General features: G+C 49.8%; 18 protein-coding genes, 1 pseudogene and 1 riboswitch. Of the genes and pseudogenes, 12 read left to right on the top strand and 7 right to left on the bottom strand.

Features of this window, described 5'->3' with window-relative positions:
- Positions 1–136: 136 nt before the first annotated feature.
- The 3 genes from JZI27_RS04780 to proS all read left to right on the top strand — a co-directional run bounded on the left by JZI27_RS04780 (position 137) and on the right by proS (position 5,062).
- The gene (locus JZI27_RS04780) at positions 137–2,179 is read left to right on the top strand and encodes a molybdopterin-containing oxidoreductase family protein (RefSeq protein ID WP_251244341.1); all 2,043 of its coding nucleotides are present in this window, start codon (positions 137–139) and stop codon (positions 2,177–2,179) included.
- An 89-nt stretch (positions 2,180–2,268) separates the two neighbouring features.
- Positions 2,269–2,423, top strand: a riboswitch (FMN riboswitch).
- 252 nt (positions 2,424–2,675) lie between these two features.
- Positions 2,676–3,284, top strand: coding sequence for an ECF transporter S component (locus JZI27_RS04775; protein WP_122911253.1), 609 nt, complete (start codon positions 2,676–2,678; stop codon positions 3,282–3,284).
- Between the two features lie 311 nt (positions 3,285–3,595).
- Positions 3,596–5,062 carry a proline--tRNA ligase gene (gene proS, locus JZI27_RS04770; RefSeq protein WP_251244343.1) on the top strand — a complete coding sequence of 489 codons (1,467 nt, stop codon included), beginning with the start codon at positions 3,596–3,598 and terminating at the stop codon, positions 5,060–5,062.
- Between the two features lie 58 nt (positions 5,063–5,120).
- Here the strand turns inward: proS and JZI27_RS04765 are convergent, their stop codons facing one another.
- The 5 genes and pseudogenes from JZI27_RS04765 to JZI27_RS04745 form a co-directional block, all read right to left on the bottom strand.
- A complete protein-coding gene (locus JZI27_RS04765; RefSeq protein ID WP_280206938.1) occupies positions 5,121–6,200 on the bottom strand; it encodes a hypothetical protein in 1,080 nt (359 codons plus the stop codon).
- Positions 6,191–6,754 (bottom strand): RNA polymerase sigma factor, encoded by a 564-nt coding sequence (locus tag JZI27_RS04760; protein ID WP_245997335.1) that lies wholly within the window; start codon positions 6,752–6,754, stop codon positions 6,191–6,193. Before JZI27_RS04760 ends, JZI27_RS04765 begins: the two co-directional genes overlap by 10 nt.
- A 107-nt stretch (positions 6,755–6,861) precedes the next feature.
- On the bottom strand, positions 6,862–7,863 hold the full coding sequence (locus JZI27_RS04755; RefSeq protein ID WP_280206937.1) for a cation diffusion facilitator family transporter: 1,002 nt from the start codon (positions 7,861–7,863) through the stop codon (positions 6,862–6,864).
- A 12-nt stretch (positions 7,864–7,875) separates the two neighbouring features.
- Positions 7,876–8,166: pseudogene (locus JZI27_RS04750) on the bottom strand (HAD-IA family hydrolase); the annotation flags it as partial.
- 104 nt (positions 8,167–8,270) lie between these two features.
- Positions 8,271–8,888, bottom strand: a complete 618-nt coding sequence (locus JZI27_RS04745) for a winged helix-turn-helix domain-containing protein (RefSeq protein WP_122911271.1) — start codon at positions 8,886–8,888, stop codon at positions 8,271–8,273.
- A gap of 182 nt (positions 8,889–9,070) precedes the next feature.
- Between JZI27_RS04745 and bcp the strand changes: the two genes are divergently transcribed.
- The 5 genes from bcp to JZI27_RS04720 are packed head-to-tail and all read left to right on the top strand — an operon-like array spanning position 9,071 to position 12,809.
- A complete protein-coding gene (bcp, locus tag JZI27_RS04740) occupies positions 9,071–9,535 on the top strand; it encodes a thioredoxin-dependent thiol peroxidase (protein ID WP_122911248.1) in 465 nt (154 codons plus the stop codon).
- A 33-nt stretch (positions 9,536–9,568) separates the two neighbouring features.
- Positions 9,569–10,618: a M42 family metallopeptidase gene (locus JZI27_RS04735; RefSeq protein WP_280206935.1), complete on the top strand. Its 1,050-nt coding sequence runs from the start codon at positions 9,569–9,571 to the stop codon at positions 10,616–10,618.
- Positions 10,619–10,640: 22 nt separating this feature from the next.
- Positions 10,641–11,402 carry a class I SAM-dependent methyltransferase gene (locus JZI27_RS04730; RefSeq protein ID WP_280206934.1) on the top strand — a complete coding sequence of 254 codons (762 nt, stop codon included), beginning with the start codon at positions 10,641–10,643 and terminating at the stop codon, positions 11,400–11,402.
- 44 nt (positions 11,403–11,446) lie between these two features.
- Entirely contained in the window at positions 11,447–11,995 is a 549-nt protein-coding gene (locus JZI27_RS04725; RefSeq protein ID WP_280206933.1) for a cob(I)yrinic acid a,c-diamide adenosyltransferase, read from the top strand.
- The gene (locus JZI27_RS04720) at positions 11,988–12,809 is read left to right on the top strand and encodes a GNAT family N-acetyltransferase (protein ID WP_280206932.1); all 822 of its coding nucleotides are present in this window, start codon (positions 11,988–11,990) and stop codon (positions 12,807–12,809) included. The genes JZI27_RS04725 and JZI27_RS04720 overlap by 8 nt, the downstream gene beginning before the upstream one ends.
- Positions 12,810–12,875: 66 nt before the next feature.
- Here JZI27_RS04720 and JZI27_RS04715 read toward each other — a convergent pair whose 3' ends face one another.
- Positions 12,876–13,781, bottom strand: a complete 906-nt coding sequence (locus JZI27_RS04715) for a complex I NDUFA9 subunit family protein (protein ID WP_280207021.1) — start codon at positions 13,779–13,781, stop codon at positions 12,876–12,878.
- Positions 13,782–13,919: 138 nt separating this feature from the next.
- On the opposite strand from JZI27_RS04715, the gene nth reads away from it, so the two are divergent.
- From nth to JZI27_RS04700, 3 genes are all read left to right on the top strand, one after another.
- Positions 13,920–14,606 carry an endonuclease III gene (gene nth / locus JZI27_RS04710; protein ID WP_280206931.1) on the top strand — a complete coding sequence of 229 codons (687 nt, stop codon included), beginning with the start codon at positions 13,920–13,922 and terminating at the stop codon, positions 14,604–14,606.
- Positions 14,607–14,754: 148 nt separating this feature from the next.
- Positions 14,755–15,189, top strand: a complete 435-nt coding sequence (gene perR, locus JZI27_RS04705; RefSeq protein ID WP_122911242.1) for a peroxide-responsive transcriptional repressor PerR — start codon at positions 14,755–14,757, stop codon at positions 15,187–15,189.
- 252 nt (positions 15,190–15,441) lie between these two features.
- A complete protein-coding gene (locus JZI27_RS04700; RefSeq protein ID WP_280206930.1) occupies positions 15,442–17,178 on the top strand; it encodes a glycosyl hydrolase family 18 protein in 1,737 nt (578 codons plus the stop codon).
- A 77-nt stretch (positions 17,179–17,255) separates the two neighbouring features.
- On the opposite strand, the gene JZI27_RS04695 is transcribed toward JZI27_RS04700, so the two are convergent.
- Positions 17,256–17,627: a YgzB family protein gene (locus tag JZI27_RS04695; RefSeq protein ID WP_122911240.1), complete on the bottom strand. Its 372-nt coding sequence runs from the start codon at positions 17,625–17,627 to the stop codon at positions 17,256–17,258.
- Positions 17,628–17,749: 122 nt separating this feature from the next.
- Here JZI27_RS04695 and JZI27_RS04690 point away from each other — a divergent pair, with 122 nt between their 5' ends.
- Positions 17,750–18,619, top strand: a complete 870-nt coding sequence (locus JZI27_RS04690) for a hypothetical protein (protein ID WP_280206929.1) — start codon at positions 17,750–17,752, stop codon at positions 18,617–18,619.
- Positions 18,620–18,914: the final 295 nt, after the last annotated feature.

The raw sequence follows: 18,914 nt of genomic DNA, 5'->3' as shown, positions 1-18,914 counted from the left end.
CCGCTCTTTTTGGTAGGAAAAACACATAGCGAGGTATATACTGGTATAAAAAAAGCCTCCGAAGATGAGGCCCATGATGCCCATACGAGATACGATGACGCGGTGTGGCCATCGAAAAAGGAGAGGGAGATCGGTCATGAAATCGTACGTAGATCAACCTGATGGAGTGTTTCCGGCCGTATGTTCACTGGACTGCCCGGATCAATGCGGACTACTCCTGCACAAGAAGGATGGAAAGGTCGTCAAGGTAGAAGGAGACCCGGATCATCCGGTGACACAAGGAAATATTTGCAACAAAGTGCGCAATATGACGGAACGAATCTATGACCCGAAAAGGCTTAAGCAGCCTCTCAAGCGCACAGGACCCAAAGGCAGCGGCCAGTTTGAGCCGATCAGCTGGGGAGAAGCGATTGCGACGATCACCTCCAAGTGGAAGGCACTGATTTCCGATTTCGGGCCTGAAAGTATACTGCCGTACAGCTTCTATGGAAATATGGGCAGATTGAATGCCGAGTCCATGGACCTGCGTTTTTTCCATCGGCTAGGCGCCAGTCGCTTGGAGCGTACGATTTGCAATTCAGCTGGTGGGGTAGGCTACAGCTATACGATGGGGAATGCCTTCGGGACGGATCCAGAAGATACAGTGCATGCAAAGCTGTTCATCATGTGGGGAATCAACACGATCAGCACGAATATGCATCAGGTGGTTTTGGCGGAAAAGGCACGCAAGAATGGTGCAAAAATCGTGGTCATTGACGTACACAAAAATCGGACAGGGCAGTGGGCGGACTGGTTTATTCCGATTCTACCCGGGACTGACAGCGCTTTGGCTCTCGGCATGATGCACGTTTTATTTGCAGAGAACATGGTGGACCTGGGCTTTCTAGACAAGCACACGGTAGGTCACGAGGAATTGCGAGAGCATGTTCGTGCTTACGATCCAGTTACCGTTTCCGCGATTACAGGGGTTCCTGTCGACGATATTTACAAGCTGGCAAGACTCTACGGGGAGACGTCGCCAGCATTCATCCGCATCGGCAATGGCTTGCAGCATCACGATAATGGTGGCATGTGTGTTCGGACGATTGCCTGTCTCCCTGCGCTCACGGGCCAATGGCTGGTCAAAGGCGGCGGAGCAATCAAGGGAAACAAAGGATTTCTGGAGCACAACAAGACCGCTATGCAGCGACCGGATGTACTGCTGAACAAACAGACACGCAGCATCAACATGAATTTGCTCGGCCAAGCGCTATTGGAGCTGGATCCCCCGGTACGCTCCCTGTACGTCTACAGCTGCAACCCGGCGCTCGTAGCACCTGAGGGCAATAAAGTGAGGCAGGGGCTGGAACGTGAGGATTTGTTCACGGTCGTGCATGATCTATTTCTGACGGAAACCGCACGGTATGCAGACATCGTATTGCCAGCGACCTCATCCTATGAAAATACGGATTTTTACACGTCGTACTGGCATCACTACATTCAGCTTCAACAGCCGGTTATTGCTCCGTACGGGGAGAGTAAGTCAAACGTGGAAGTATTTCGCTTGCTCGCCAAAGGAATGGGCTTTGAGGATGCTATGTTCGACGATACAGAGGAAGACATGATCCGGCAGGCGCTCGACGTACCGCAAAATCCTTATTTGCACGGAATTGACCTTGAAGTGCTGAGCGAGAAGAAATTCGCGAAGGCACGGGTAGAGCGCGGCTTTATCGAAAATTTGCCGACACCGAGCGGTCGAATCGAGCTGTATTCGAGCCGGATGGAAGCAGCAGGCTATCCGCCGCTGCCGACGTATATTCCATTGCCAGAAGATAACGACTATCCATACCTGTTTGTTCCAGGGCCGAACCACAACTTCCTCAATTCCACGTTTTCCAATAACGAAAAGCATGTCCGCATGGAGAAGATTCCGCGCCTGTACATGAACCAGGAGGATGCACAGTCTGCTGGTATCCATGACGGGGATCTGGTGCGAGTCTGGAACGATCGTGGGGAGTGCGAGCTTACGGTCTCTGTCGGGGAAAGTGTACTGCCGGGTGTCGTGGTCAGCCAAGGCTTGTGGGCGGACGTGCCGGGAGGAAAGCACTTCGTCAACGCGCTCACGCCGGGGCGTGTCGCAGATATGGGAGGCGGGGCGACCTTCTTCTCAGGACGCGTGGCTGTAGCGAAGTGGGATTAATTCCATGCACTTTGATCGGAAATAGGTAACATTCAGCTATTGTCAAATGAAAAACAATCGCTATATAATAAACCTTGTAAAACAACTACACATTCCTTCGGGGCAGGGTGAAATTCCCGACCGGCGGTAATCGTGCCTTGTGCATGTTAAGCCCGCGAGCCTCCCGAGCTGTCAAAAGCGACGGAGTGCAGGATCTGGTGTGATTCCAGAGCCGACAGTACAGTCTGGATGGGAGAAGGATGACGACAGTACGGTATGACACGTGCTTGTTTGCCTGTGCAAACGGGAGAAGCAACAGGGGGAGCTTCGTCTTGGATAGCCCTCTTGGTTTCTTGTACCCTTTTTTGTACATGCTTTGTCAGACGCCTGCAAAACCGCCCTGGGGACTTTTGTTCCTCAGGGCTTTTTCGTTCGTTTGCTTGGTGATCAAGGCGTGAAGTACGGCAGCTGTTGCCATTCCTCAAGAAGGAGTAGGAAAAATGAGGAGATGGTACACATGAAAGAAACAGCGATGCACTCATCGCGAACGTCAACCCAACGGCTGGTGACAATCCCCATGCTGGCTGCAGTTGCGTTCATTCTGCAATACCTGGAGTTTCCGATTCCGCTGATGCCTTCGTTTTTGAAGCTGGATTTCAGCACCTTGCCAGCTCTGATCGGCGGGCTGATGTACGGTCCGGTCGCGGGAATTATTATTGAGGTTATGAAAAACACACTGCACATGCTGTTTAAAAATACAGACGGTCTGATCATTGGTGAAATCGCCAATGTGCTGGCTGGATCGATTTTCGTTGTGTCAGCTGTGCTGATGCAGCGAATCGGAAAAGGGAAGCAAGGCTTCCTCACCGGTCTGGCACTCGGAGCTTTGCTGATGACAGTCGTGATGGCATTCATGAACGCCTGGTTCCTGCTGCCTGCCTATGCAGCACTCTATCAAATGCCGATGGAGCAGCTGCTCGCCAGCTTTGGAGCTGACAGTGTCTGGTCGCTGATCCTGTACGGTATCGTTCCGTTCAATATCTTTAAGGGAGCCATGCTTGCGTTGGTCGCTTATCCGGTGTACGTCAAGCTGGCGCTGCGCTTGCAAGTGAGAACCATTAATTGACAACGCGTCATCAGCTTGCTAAGATGTTTACTTAAATACACTGATTGAAAAGGCAATGAAAGGACTCGCAGCTATTCGCCATGTCCCAGAGAGTCGGCCCACGTCTGGAAGGCTGATACACAGGCATACCTGCACCCCATCCTGAAGCCGCTGGTGAAGAACTGTGCCGGATACCCGCCGTTATCGGGTTCGTTGAGTGAGCGAGGGGCTTATGGCCAATCGTTAATCAGGGTGGTACCGCGGAAGTTAATCCTCCGTCCCTTTTGGGATGGGGGATTTTTGCTTTTTATTCTGAAAAGGAGTGACATGGAATGAAGCAGGAAAAAGCGTTTGTGAAGGAAATTACGCCGCAGTCCGAGGATTTTTCCAGATGGTATATTGATGCGATCAAAAAAGCGGAGCTGATGGACTACACACCGGTTCGCGGCTGTATCGTGTTCAAGCCTGATGGATTTGAGCTGTGGGAGCGAATTCAGGCGGCGATGGATAAACGATTTAAAGAGACGGGCCATCGCAACGCCTATTTCCCGATGCTGATCCCCGAGTCTTTTTTCCAAAAAGAGAAGGAGCATATCGAAGGCTTCAATCCAGAGCTGCCTTGGGTGACAGAGGCGGGTGGAGAGCCGCTGGAAGAAAAGCTGGCGCTGCGTCCGACTTCGGAAACCATTATCGGGCACATGTACAGCCAGTGGATACAGAGCTATCGCGATCTGCCAGTGCTGATCAACCAGTGGGCCAACGTGTTTCGCTGGGAAAAGCGGACGATGCCATTCCTGCGCACCTCCGAGTTCCTCTGGCAGGAGGGACACACCGCTCACGCCACGGAGGAGGAAGCGCGGGAAGAAACCATGCAGATGCTGGAGATTTATCGCGAGGTTGTGGAGCAGGAGCTGGCGATCCCGGTCTGGAAGGGGCAAAAAACACCGAGCGAGCGATTCGCAGGTGCTGTCGATACGTATTCCATCGAGGCGATGATGAAGGACGGCAAGGCTGTGCAGGCGGGAACCTCGCACTATTTGGGGGAAAACTTCGCACGAGGCTTCGAGATCAAGTTCCTCGATCGCGACAATCAATTCAAGTACGTGCACACGACGTCCTGGGGCAGTTCTACCCGTCTGATCGGGGCGATGATCATGGTGCATGGAGACGACAGAGGACTGGCCTTCCCGCCGCGCATGGCGCCGACTCAGGTAGTGATGATCCCAGTAGGTCCGATGAAGCTGCGTGAACAGGTGATGACGGCCTTTGATCCGCTCTTTGATACATTGAAAGCAGCGGGAATCCGTGTGCGAGCTGACCTGCGCGAAGAAACGCCAGGCTGGAAATTCAATGAGTGGGAGATGCGTGGCGTGCCGATTCGACTGGAGATTGGTCCACGCGATGTGGAGAACGGACAGGTGATTTTAGCACGGCGTGATACGGGAGAAAAGGTAACGGTGCCGCTTGAGGGTGCTGCAGAAGCCGTGACCAAGCTGCTGGCGGAGATTCAGCAGAACATGTATGAGAAGGCCGTCGCCTTCCGCGATGAGCACTCCCACCTGGAGATCGAAACGCTGGAGCAGCTGCACGCCCATATCGCCAATTGTGAGAGCGAAAACAAGCCGAGCGGATGGGTACTGGCAGGCTGGTGCGGTGAGGATGCTTGCGAGGCGAAGGTGAAGGAAGAGACGAAGTTTACCTCCCGCAATATTCCGTTTGAGCCGCCTGTGGAGAAGAAAACGTGCATCACGTGCGGTACGGACGCGAAGCATACGGCTTGGTTTGGAAGGGCTTATTGATCGAAAAACGAGCAAGACCACCTGTTCATGCATGGATGAGGTGGTCTTTTTGCAGCTATCAGGAGCTTTGCTTGGATTTCCAAGGCTTTTGCTGATGATCGACAGGTGTCCAGAGCTTGTTTTCGCTGTCCCATTTCAGGCGGAACAAATGGTGAGTACCGTCTGCTGAGGCGTATATGCTGAGGACGTCGTCGGTAGTGCCCTTTTTGACAAACACACCGGGCTTGCGGTCCCCTACCTTTGGAACGTACGTTTCCCCTCTTAACTTTGGATGTGCCCACCACAAGGAGTTGAGCCTGTGAATGGCCAACGCCGAATTTTGATCGATATCTTGAGGGGAAGCCTTAATTTTCTGTTGCTTGAACTCATTCAGGTGCACGTATTCGTCCAGGTTAAGGTCAAAATTGGCAAAGATGCTTTTATACGTTTCAAAGGTCGTAAATGCATTTCGGAATGTTAAGACAAACTCACTGTTGTTCGACAGGAATAACAGATTGTCGTAGCTGTACTGAAACGTAGGGCCATTCGCATGGATGGGGACAGCACCTTCATTTAGCTCCGCACCTGTAAAGGTATAGGTAACTTGCCCGCGTACCGTAAAATCCTCGTCAATTTCCACCTTCTCTGCTTCGCCGGGGTTGGGGAAAAAGACGATATGTACCTTGCCCTTGTTCGTCTCCAGCATGATCGCCTGATCTGTCGCCTGAAAAACCTCTGCAAAAGGTGAAGCCGTCACCTGCTTGATCTCGTAAGAAGTATACCGCTCTACCAAATCAAGGAAATCAGAAGCAAATGAGAGGCGTTCATCCCGTACATAGGGAGTGTTTGCTTCCGTCGTGTTCATTGCTTCTCCAGGCAGAGGTTCTGTGGGAGGAGGAACAGGCGTGAGAGAAGGAACATGGGACGCTGAGGGGGGGGATTCCTGCTCCCCGGGTTCGCCAGAAAAATGAACCCAAGATCCAAAACAAACCAGCATCATACTGATTACCACCGGCATCGGCATCCATCGCCTGACATTCATGCGGGGCGGAATTTTACTCTGGACCGCCTTTTTCATTCGCTCCAGCTGTTCACGATCAGATAAAGCCTCGTGTCGTCTTTCGGCTCCGAGATCATGCAATCGTTGATTCAAATCCATTCCTTGCCCACCTCCACAGCCTTTTTCTTCAATGCTTCCCTCGCCCGATGCAGACGGGTGTACACCGCCCCGACCTTCATGTTTAAAATTTCGGCAATGCACTCAGCAGGCAAGTCCTCATAGTAGTACAGGACGATGATCTGCTTGTGGCGAAAGGGAAGGGCGTGGACGAGCTGTTCCAGTTGAACCAGGATGCTCTCGTCTTCTCTGTCTGGCACATGCCTGGCAGTGACAGACTCAAAGGCATTGTGGGATGGGGAGAAATACAGCAGCTTGCGAAAGCTCCAGGAACGCAGATACCGTTTCGACTCGTTTACAGCAATCCGATAGAGCCACGTTCCCAACTGGCTTTCTCCGCGAAAGGAACCGATATGCTTATACGCCTGTAGAAAAACCTCCTGAGTCAGATCCTCGGCAGCCACCGGGTCCTTGACCAGCCAACAGCAAAGTCGGTATACGTCAGGCATATGCGTATTCATCAATTCTTCAAAAGCGTAGGTGTCTGTTTGTGCAAGCAGGGTGACCGGTGGCGACAACATCGATTTTTCTTCCAACCTTCGTTCCTCCCTTCCCTTATTAGATACATCTGGAGGGAAAACCTTACAGATGCTCTTAAAAAAAGATAGGGAAGTTTCTACAGCCAGGATGGTTTCGTGATGTGTTAATCGTGCTCATGTTTGTGTGCGGGATGTGAATGGTCGTGCGCATGGTCATGGCTATGATCATGAGCGTCAAGTCCTGGTCCTATTTGGCACATCATTTCATCATGCCGGACGGCAGAGTTTTCAATTTGTACGGTAGCGTGGGTGATCCCGAATTGATCCCGAAGGACTTGCAAAGCTTCCTGCAGGACTGGATAGCTCGGAAGATCGTCCTTCACCTCCAAATGGACGGTGAGTGAGTCGAAGCCTGAAGTAACAGTCCATATGTGTAGATCATGTACATGTGTAACACCCTCTATCATTTCTAACGTTTCGGATACTTTTTTGGTATCGATACGAGATGGTGTTCCTTCCATCAAAACATTCACGGACTCCTTGGTTACCCGCCAAGCACTAATCATGATGAGGACCCCGACGACGATACTGATGATGGGATCGGCAATATACCAGCCGAACATCCACATCAGGAATCCGGCCGCGATCGCACCGACAGAGCCCAACATATCCCCGAGTACGTGTAGGAAAGCACTTCGCATGTTGAGATTGTTTTTATAGTCGCCGCGCATCAGCACAAAAGCAGCGGCAATATTGGCGAGCAGACCGACGAAAGCGATCCCCATCATGGACAGGCTGGATACCTCAGGGGGAGCGGCCAGTCTCTCGATTGCCTCCCAGAAGATGTAGAGGGAGATCAGTACCAGAGTCACACCGTTTATAAGAGCTGCCAGAATTTCAAAACGATAAAATCCATAGGTTTTGGCAGGCGAAGGTGGTTTGGAGGCAAAATACATCGCGATCAAGCTGAGAAAGAGCGCGGAGGAATCACTCAGCATGTGCCCTGCGTCTGACAGTAGGGCAAGGCTGTTGGTGAGAAACCCTCCGATGACTTCAATGATGAGAAAAGTAGTCGTAATACATAGGGATATCAGCAGTGCTTTTTTGTTTGCACCTTTTCCGTGCGCGTATCCATGATCATGGGAATGTCCGTGATGGAGCCCCATAGTAAGCCCTCCTTAAATCGGATAATATTTCCTAATGTTACTCTGATTATAGTGGCTTATAAACAAACATTCAAGTAAATGTTTGAATGTTTGTTTCGCAGTGGTTAACCCGGCAGATCCTCCGGCGATGACATCTGCATGGCTATCGCCTACATAGATGGTTTCGGCAGGAATAGCTTTCATCTGCTCCATTGCAAGTAGAATCCCTTCAGGATGCGGCTTGGGATTGGAAACCTCGACACCAGTGATCACCACTTCGAAAAAGCGTTCCAGTCCCCATTCCCGCAACGAAATATCCGCATTTTCCTGTGACGATTCCCATCCTTAAATAGGGATAAAAAAAGAAAACCATCCTCGCCCGATGGTTTTCGTGTTGATCTTCAATTCTTATGCAGCGACGAACATCTCTAATCCAGCGTATCCTCGAATCCATCGTCAACATCATCCGTAGGATCAGCAGGAGTGTGCGGAAAGAGAATGTTAAAATACTTCAATTTTCGTCTGCCGGGCTCGTTTTTGAAAGCTTTGTACTTCTGAATCAGCTCATTGATTTCTTCAACCATCTGATTTCGTTCTTCCTGACTCAAGTAAAATTCAGACAAGTTGAAAGCAAATGTGTTCTTGTACTCCTTGCGAACATCTGTATCGCTGGCAACCAAACGGTTCAGTGTACGCAGTAAATCCTGTTCTGTCGTACGGAAAGGAGTAAACATGATGTCACTCAATTGCTGTGCGTTTTCCTCGATCATAAGCTGAAGTTTTACTTGAATCACCTTGGCAACAGGCTCGTAGTATTTTTCTACGATAGAACCTTTTACTCGCGTATCTACCTGTTCCAACAAACCAACTCGTACCAGCTCTTTCACGTGGTAGTGAAGACGGGCAGCGTTTTCGCCCAGTTCTGTAGCGATTTGTTTGGCAGTTCGGGGCTCCAGGTCTTCGAAGAGTTCCAAAATCTTTACGCGTTCCGGTATGGCAAGGGATTTTAGCGCTTCTGGGTCGGTTACTTCAAAAAACTCTTTCATGCCATCATTCACCATCCAACTGACTAAGCCAATTTTTAATAATTCCTCTTTCTCAATACTATCAATCAATTCTAGCGTTTTCTGACAAAAAGCGCAATGCGTATACTGGATGAAGTGACTGGCAGCTTGTGATAAAATGGAATTTATCAAGGAATGGAACTGAGTAGAAAGAAGGGATATCCATGACGACTGTCGGTCAAGCAGCGCCTGATTTTACCTTGCAAGCCAACAACAACCAGACCATCTCGCTATCCCAGTATCACGGAAAACATGTGGTACTTTATTTTTATCCGAAGGACATGACCCCCGGATGCACGACGGAAGCCTGCGATTTTCGCGACTATCATCCGATGTTTTCCGAATTGAACACGGTGGTCCTCGGAATCAGTCCGGATGATGTCAAATCCCATGACAAGTTTATCGCCAAACATGAATTGCCATTCCCGCTTTTGGCAGACCCCGATCATCAGGTTGCAGAAGCGTATGGCGTATGGGTATTGAAAAAAATGTATGGCCGGGAGTATATGGGCATTGAGCGGTCGACGTTTGTGATTGATCCGGAAGGGAAGATCGCGAAGGAATGGAAAAAAGTGAAGGTGAAAGGACACGTGCAAGAAGTCCTTCAATTTATCAAGGAAGAATTGTAAAACGAATACATACGGTTGAGGAGGCATGTGATCATGACTGTTTCTGTCCCTTATATGGTAGATTCTTTTTGCCAATTGGCCAATATTCCAAGTCCATCAGGTAATACCGCCAAAGTGATGGAGTGGGTCGCTCAAGAGCTGACTTCTTTGGGCGTCGAACACAAACGCACGAACAAAGGGGCCATTATCGCCACCTTGCCTGGACGCAATCAGGAAAAGGAGCGTCTCTTGACCGCACACGTCGACACGTTGGGAGCAATGGTAAAGGAAATCAAGGCAAGCGGGCGTCTGAAGCTGACCTTGATTGGCGGGTTTACGTTTAACGCTGTGGAAGGAGAGCATTGCTCGATAGAAACCTCCAGCGGCCGAATCGTAACAGGGACGATTCTTTCTACCAAGGCGTCTGTTCACGTTTACCGGGAATCCGGAAAAATGGAGCGAAGCGAAGAGAACATGGAAGTTCGTCTGGACGAAAAAGTAAAGAGCAAGCAGGACGTAATCGACTTAGGAATAAGCGTGGGAGACTTCGTATCCTTTGATCCCCGCGTAACCGTCACAGAGAGCGGCTTCATCAAGTCCCGCCACATCGATGACAAGGCGAGTGTCGCGATTTTGCTGGGAGTCATCAAGCATTTGAAAGAGTCCAACGAGATTCTTCCGTATACGACTCACTTTTTCGTAAGCAATAACGAAGAGATTGGCTACGGCGGCAACTCCAGTGTGCCCTCCAAAGTCATCGAATATTTGGCTGTGGATATGGGGGCGATCGGGGATGGGCAGACGACCGACGAGTACTGTGTCTCGATCTGCGCCAAGGATTCCTCCGGTCCATATCACTACGGATTACGCCGTCATTTGACTGAGCTGGCAGAGAAAAATGGCCTCCATTATCAAGTCGACATCTACCCTTACTACGGCTCTGACGCTAGTGCAGCCCTGCGAGCAGGCTACGACATCGTACATGGATTGATTGGACCAGGGGTTGATGCGTCGCATTCACATGAACGGACTCACAAGGAAGCGCTGGACAACACGGCCAAGCTGGTCATGGCTTATTTGATGTCTGAAGCCTTGCAAGCGTAATGAAGAGGGAGAGACGACAAGCATGAGTGACATGTACCGCTGGGCGGATTATTATGATTTGACGCAGCGCGGAGTGGCAGGAGATGTAGAGTTTTATCTGGAAATGGCCAAAAAAGCAGGCGGCCCGGTCTTAGATCTGGCCTGCGGAACCGGTCGAATCAGTATTCCGATTGCTCAAGCAGGGGTAAAGGTGACAGGGATCGATCTGTCATCAGACATGTTGGAGAAGGCACGAGCCAAAGCATTGGAAGCTGGTGTAGCCGACAACCTGAAGCTGCTGCAGGGGGATATGCGAAAATTTCAGCTCGAACAGTCGTTTTCACTGATCATGATTCCGTTTCGCTCTTTTCTTCACCTGATGCACATTCACGAGCAGATGAAAGCATTGACTTGCATACGAAAGCATCTGGCGCCGGGCGGCAAGTTCGTGATGAACGTCTTCGTCCCCAAGATCAGTCATTTTGCTGAAGAAAGTGAGAAAATGTCACTGCGCGGAACGTATCGAATGGATGACGGGGATGAGCTCGCGATGTGGGATTACACCCGTTATGATCACTTCCAGCAATGGTCGGAAGTGACACGCATCTACGAGCGCAGCAATCCGGCAGGTGTCGTGACAGAGCGCGTGAAGGGAACGTTTACGTTGCGCTACATTTTTCCGGCGGAGCTGCATCATCTGCTGCGTCTCAACGGCTTGAAAGTCGTGGAGCGCTATGGAACCTTTGCGAAAACGCCATTTGATGCCAGTAGCAATGAATGTATCCTGGTAGCAGAAGCACTGTAGGGGTTGTTTTTTAGTTTGATAATAGCTATGTAGGAGGGATCGGGATGAGAATTTACACGAAGACAGGGGATAAAGGGGAAACCTCATTGGTTCATGGCATGCGCGTGCCCAAATTTGCAGATCGGGTCGAGGCTTACGGCACTTGTGATGAAGCCAATTCACAGATCGGACTCGCTTTGTCGCTATTGCCCCAGACAGATGAGTGGGCAGAACTGCGTGCAGTGTTTCATGTGATCCAGACCAAGCTGTTTCACGTCGGTGCTGAGCTGGCTACACCAGAAGGAAAAAATGTAGGCTGGCCGATCGTGGAGGAAGACGTCACCTACCTGGAAGAGCAGATCGACAACCTGGCAGCGGATCAACCGCCTTTGACCAACTTTATCTTGCCTGGCGGGCATCCGGCATCCTCGACCTTCCACGTGGCGCGCACGGTCGTCAGGCGTGCAGAGCGAAAAGCGGTGCACGTGGCGCAGCAGGAGAAGGTGAACCCTGCTGTTGTCAAATATTTGAATCGTTTGTCTGATTACCTGTTTGTAGTAGCTCGTCATGTCAATTTGCAGACTGGGACGTTGGAGCTGAATTTGCATGAATAAAGCCAAGGTCGGATGGACCAGATATATACCGATTCGATCTGTCGTGGAAGAATCAGACATTGCGTACAAGCGTGTGTTTTCCCGCATGGAGCAGCGACCGTGGGGATATCTGTTTGTAAATGAAGAAAATCCGCTTCATTACGATGCCAACCATGCACATCTGAGCCAAGCGGTTAGCGATCAGTCGGAAGCAGAGCACATTGTAGCAGAAGTGGTCGACTTCTTTGATCCCAAAGGAATCTTTCCACGTGTTTATTTGTATCAGCCAGCCAAGCAACAGGCTCTTTTGGATGAATTGGAGAAGCAGGGCTTCAAGACGGAGTCCTTGCCTTCACCGATTCAGCTCTGGCAGGGACAATTGGCAGAGACAAAGCCACGGGCTGATATTGAAATTGAGCCTGTAACCACAGAGAACTACGAGGATTGTCTCCTGGTCGAATCCGTACCGGAGCTTGGCGGAAGAGAGATCCGGGAAAAAGCTTTCGCACAGGAGTTCGCCCATCCGGCTTTCCAGCATTTTTTGCTTCGCGTCAATGGGGAACCAGCTTCGACCTTGTGCTTGTTGCTCGCAGGACCGATCATACGAGTAGAAAATGTGGCTACCCTTCCTGCTTTTCGCGGCCAAGGCTTGATCGGTCATCTGATCCGACATGCACAGGAGCAGTTTCTCTTGTCGGGAGGAACGCAGCTTTTGGTCTGCCCGATCAACGAGCAGGTCGAAAAGGTATACAGCCGCTACGGGTTTGTGACGATGGACAAAATCCATTTTCAGCATGCTTATCGAGGTGGAAAAGGCATTTTGGAGCTTCGCTGAGTTGATACGATGGTATGAAAGCAAATAAAGCCCTGCTTGCATGGTCGCGAGCAGGGCTTTTCGCTGTTAGGACAAATAGGTGGAAATCCCTTCACGGAAAGGGATCTTGGCAGTTGAAAACGTGTCGTACAATCGCTGAGCGTCTTTACAGTCGTTTCCTTCCAGCAGCATCGTCAGCTGTGTGTTGGTGATCGGAAAAAAGGAGAAACCCTCCATCGTGTTAATGACAGGCTTCATCAGTCCGAGCGGGATATGGAATTTGCGCACGCGATGCTTTCCAATAGCAGCTCCGATATCATCCAGGATTTGACCATACGTGATGGATGATGGGCCACCTGTTTCATAGATTTGCTGGGTGGATGCTTCCAGCGAGAGCGCTTGGACAAAAACATCTGCTACGGTTTCCCGAGCTACGGGCTGCAACGGATAGGAGCCATCGCCGATGACAGGTGTGACAGGCAGACGGACCAAATCGGCCAGCATGTTGACGAATTCATCACCAGGGCCAAATATCACGGATGGACGGAAGATTACATACGGGATCCCGCTATTCTGCACCAACTGTTCTGCTTCGTATTTGCTTCGATGATAGGCGCTTGTCGCATTTTCCCGGGCACCCAATGCACTCATGTGGACAAAGCGTTTAATTCCGACCTGTTTGGCTGCGGAAAGCACGTTTTTGGTGCCTTCTACATGAATGCGGGAAAACGTGATACCTTTGCCAGGCTTCTCCCGTATAATGCCGACAAGATGGATAACCGCATCACAATCCCGCATGGCAGATGCAAGTGACTGTGTATCCATTAAATCGCCTGTCGCCCACGAGATATTTGCGGCACTACCATCGTTTTGTCCGATCTTGCCCTGCGATCCCGGCCGGATGAGACAGACGATCTCATGCCCCTCTTTTTGCAAGCGGGCCATCATTCCTTTTCCCACAAAACCCGTTGAGCCAGTCAGGAAGACTTTCATCTCGATCCCCCCTGTCAATCTGATCCATTTATCCTCCATTCTACCTTACTTCCATTGCCGGATGCTATTCGAATCGGCGATAGATGATTGTCGAGTTGGCATCTCCCTGTATAATGGAGGGAGAAGGGGGTTATACCAATGGCACAGCGGAAAGTACCTGTAACCGAAATCCTGGATACCCTGCAGCAGCTTTATCCAGACGCGCATTGTGAATTGAACTACAGATCTCCATTCGAGCTGTTGATCGCGACGATTCTGTCAGCTCAGTGTACAGATAAACGAGTGAATGAAATTACCGCCCCTATGTTTGAAAGCTTGAACGAACCCGAGCATTATCTTCATTTGACACAAGAGGAAATGGAAGAGCATATAAAGGGGCTTGGGCTGTATAAGAATAAAAGTAAGAACATCCTGGAGACCTGTAGAATCCTGTTTGAGAAGTACAACGGTGAAGTTCCGCAGACTCACGCGCAGCTGGAGGAATTGCCGGGTGTAGGCAGAAAGACGGCCAATGTCGTTTTGTCCAACGCCTATGGCATACCCGCAATCGCAGTCGATACACATGTGTTTCGTGTAGCCAACCGGCTGGGCTTGGCCAAAAGCGACAACGTAGACGAAGTGGAACGCCAGCTGATGAAAAGAATTCCCCGGGAAAAGTGGTCGGATGCCCATCACTGGCTGATCTGGCACGGTCGAAGAATCTGTTCGGCTCGCAATCCGCAGTGCGGGGTTTGTCCATTGCAGTCGATGTGCCGTTTCGCTCAGACGGAAGCCAAAAAAGCGGCATCGAAAAAGAAGCCGAAGACCACAACGAAGAGTTCCTAGAGAATTTTTTGTTGCCAGTTTCTCCAAATGAGTGTAATGCATATTGACAGTATTCGTTGACTAGACGTACACTTATTTAAAGTAATTCTAATCAATGACACTAGAAACAAGTTCTGTTGTCTTGCGAAAGACTGAGAGGTGTATCAAAATGACACAGCGAGTAGAAAAAGCTGTCGAGATCCTTAAAAACACCGGAGTCCGAATGACACCTCAGCGTCATGCCATCTTGACTTATCTGCTTGATACGATGACCCACCCAACTGCTGATGAAATATACAAGGCGCTTGAGGGAAAATTCCCGAATATGAGTGTGGCCACGATCTACAACAATCTGCGGGTATTCAAGGATGCGGGCCTGGTGCGGGAGCTGACTTACGGTGATGCTTCCAGCCGTTTTGATGCCAATGTAGAAGAAGATCACTACCACGCAATCTGTATGAACTGCGGCTCCATCAGTGATTTTCACTTCCCTTACCTGAAGGATGCTGAAACTTCTGCCGCAAAAGACGTCGGATTTCAGGTCACTGGTCATCGAATGGAAGTCTACGGCATCTGTACGGCCTGTCAAAAGACTACTCACTAAAACAGCTTTGTCTGCAAACACCTTCTGATTCAACGAATGAGCTCTTTGTTGATGAGGAAGGTGTTTTTCTGTCGTTTCGTGTAACGTTTTATCAGTTGAAACGTCTTTGGTTGGGAGGAGTTTGTTCAAGATTTGCCAATAGACAAAAGGTTGTGAACGAATTGATTTCACTATATGATCGTAGAAATAAGTCTAGCGGAATATCATCCTATTATGTCGTGGTGATGGTTCGTCAACAAGGGGGTCGAGACCATGAGAGCGGAAAGAGGAGTGACTACTCGCCCAAGACGTAAACGAAGCCGTCTGGCCAGCTTTTTTCTCATGCTCATGCTATGTATCGTCGCAATATTCAGCGCTATGTATTGGTACTTTTTTCTGCGTCCGTCTACGGAGCATGTTGAACCATACAATGGAGAGAAGCAAGTCATCGTATTCCAGGGCGAGCAGATCGACACGCCTTACCTGCTGGATGCGCAGCAGGTGCTGCTCCCTTTTGATTTTATAAAAGAACACATCGACCCGGATCTATTCTGGGATGAACCGACCAAATCCGTGATTGTCACGACCAAGGACAAGGTTCTCCGGATGCAGAGCGATCAGGTGGTGGCCTATCTGAACAAAAAGCCTCTCAATCTGCAGGTGCCTGTTCAGGACGTGGAGGGAGTACGCTATGTGCCGCTCGAACCGGTAGAAAAGCTGTATTCGTTCTCGTTCCGGCAGCTTGAAGATCCCGGTGTGCTGCAGGTAGAAAAGGAAGGCTATGCCGTACAGCAGGCTGAGATTGTAGCCGAAGAAAAAGCGGGCCTGGTGAGGACCGGAGCTTCCCATCGCGAGCCGATCGTTGCAGAGCTTTCTTCAGGAGACAAAGTCGATATATTGGGTGAAAAGGAAGGCTGGTACCGGGTATTGACGCCAAAAGGTACAAGCGGTTTTCTTCCCAAAGGGGCTGTCACGCTGACTGAAGTGCGCAAGGTACAGCTGGAACGTCCGGCTTCCACTGAGAAAAAGGCTGCCTGGAAGCCACTCGGACAAAAGATTAATCTGGTATGGGAGCATGTCGTGAACCGTAATCCCAATACAGCTGAGATCGGCGCCTTGCCTGGCGTCAATGTCGTATCCCCGACCTGGTTTGAAATGAAGGATTCAGAGGGGAACTTGACGAATAAAGCCGACCCTGCCTATGTAAAATGGGCGCATCAGCGGGGCTATAAGGTCTGGGGACTCGTAACGAACGGATTCAACCCGGATTGGACCGCTTCCGTGCTGAGCAGCTTTGACAAGCGTGAAAAAGTGATTGCCCAGCTCCTCCATTATGCGCATTTATACGATCTTGACGGGATTAACATTGACTTTGAGAATGTATATCTGGCGGACAAGGAACGACTGGTTCAATTCATGCGGGAATTGACTCCGTATCTGCATGAGCAAGGGCTTACGGTCAGCATCGATGTGACGATCAAATCAACGGCTGAGACGTGGTCAATGTTTTTGGATCGGCCAGCACTCGCAAAAATCGTGGACTATGTAGCAGTCATGACTTACGACGAGCATTGGGCTGCGAGTCCGAAAGCAGGGTCTGTTGCTTCTCTGCCTTGGACAGAGAACGGTCTGAAAGGCGTGCTGGAGGAAGTACCGGCCGAAAAGCTGCTGCTTGGTGTCCCTTTTTACACGCGCTTGTGGACAGAAGCAAAGCAGGCTGACGGAAAAGTAAAGGTAAGCTCCAGGGCACTGTATATGTCTGGCGCGAAGAAATGGATCGAGGAACGTAAGCTGACGCCTAAGCTGGACGAGGCTTCTGGACAAAATTATGTAGAGTACAAAGACCCGAAGGATGGCAATACGTACAAGATGTGGATTGAGGACACTGTCTCTATGAAAAAACGGGTCGAACTGGTGGAGAAGTACAACCTGGCGGGCATAGCTGCGTGGCGCCGTGGTTTTGAAGAGCCGGAGATTTGGGATGCGATTCAAGAAGGCTTAAACAAATAATGCGCAAGTAGATAGAAGAAAGCCACCTGCTAGTCGAGTTACATCGGCAAGTCAGGTGGCTTGTATGTGTTTAAGGATTATGTCTGGTTTTGGGGTTGCTCGTCTTCTAGTCGCAAAGGCTGTCCACAAAACATACAGGCGTCGTCCTTGCCGAGCATCTTGGTCACTTTCTGACAAGACGGGCACGATACCTGGGGGGCAGAAGTCGATACCATTCCGGAAATCATAAAGAGTACCGTACTCGCCATTGTGAGCAAAAAGCCGATGATTAACAGGAGCGTCATAAAGATATGAGAGCCTTTGAGCAAAGGTCCGAGCAAAGGTATAAAGTCCAAGTATCCAGCAAAGAACGCATAGCCTGTATACATAAGAAGAAGGCCAATAACCATGCTCCAGTTGCCCCATGTGCGCATGCGTTTTATTTTACTCAGGCGTTCAGTTTTTTTCATCATCATTCCTCCTGCACACTAGTATAGCACACAAAGGATTCATCTGTTTACAAGCAGGAAACCTGAGCTGCTTGTAGAATCCATACATTCAACCTTGGGATCAGTTGAAAGGAGGGCATGGCATGGGACCAGATGACTGCAATGAAATGTACCTGCAAACCTTGAGAAAGCGTTTGGATGTAGAAGCAGTTTTGATGTTGCCTGATCCTTACATGCTTGTTCCGTTTCGTGATGGGACTTTCTATTTGATTGTGGTGAATCAGCCACAGACAGAGAGTATGACCAGGCGAATACTGATTCAGGGAAAATCAATCGTAGAGCAGCAAGTGAGCACTTGGCAGCTGGAGCAAGCTGCGGTACGTGGTCTGGATGAACAGCTCTCGGCCATTTTGAAGACAGCAGTTGTCGTTTGGGAGAAAGACGGCTACATGAGTCTGATGAAGCAACGCCTTTATCAAATGCCGAAACCACTCCAAAAAATGTACATCTGCAGAGAGTATTCCCGATTGCTCCGCTTTTTTTGTCAAACCAAGGAATGTTTGAATCGTGGGATGAATCTGGATGCTTATCATGCGGTGATCCAGTCCCTTCATGCTTGGGCCAGGTGTATTATCTATGAAGCGGGGGAGCAGCCAGTCTGTGGGCTTTGGTCGCAGGTAAAGCTGATTGATCCCTCTGTATACAAGCTGTACGAAGAGCTGTCGATCAATGCAGAGGCTCTGGATAAGCGCATAGAACTTTTGGAGCTTGCCATTGAATTCTGGCTATCTTCTTCAATGAAGGAATCTGTGCGCTATGTTATGGAGATTATGGAGACGAAGACTGGACCGTGGCGCTTTTCTGAGTTGATGATGCATGATGAAATCAAGCGGGCTGATATCGAGCTTCCTTTGTTACTGGAGAAAATGGTGCAGCGATCCTTGCTCCGTGAAGTTTCCCTTTCATTAGATGGAGATGGGAACGAAGAGATCGGATTTATATTGTCGGAGTAAATTTTTTTAAATACCGTTGACTTCTGTTGAGGAAACATGCTATAGTTACAAACGTTGCTGCTAAACACCTGAAACAAATGGCAACAAGGAAAATGAAAAAAACACTTGATTTCACAAGTGGATGTATGATAAATTAAGAAAGTCGCCTCTGGGCGATTGAAGAACAAAATGCTCTTTGAAAACTGAACAGCGAAAGCGTTGATGAGTCTATCATGAAATGTTTTGCCAGCTTTGAACCAGATACAAACTTTATTGGAGAGTTTGATCCTGGCTCAGGACGAACGCTGGCGGCGTG

The organism is Brevibacillus sp. AY1, assembly GCF_029870785.1.
In the GTDB taxonomy this organism is placed as follows: domain Bacteria; phylum Bacillota; class Bacilli; order Brevibacillales; family Brevibacillaceae; genus Brevibacillus; species Brevibacillus invocatus.
The sequence above is the reverse complement of the archived record's forward strand: the minus strand, read 5'-3'. Positions and strand labels throughout refer to the sequence as shown.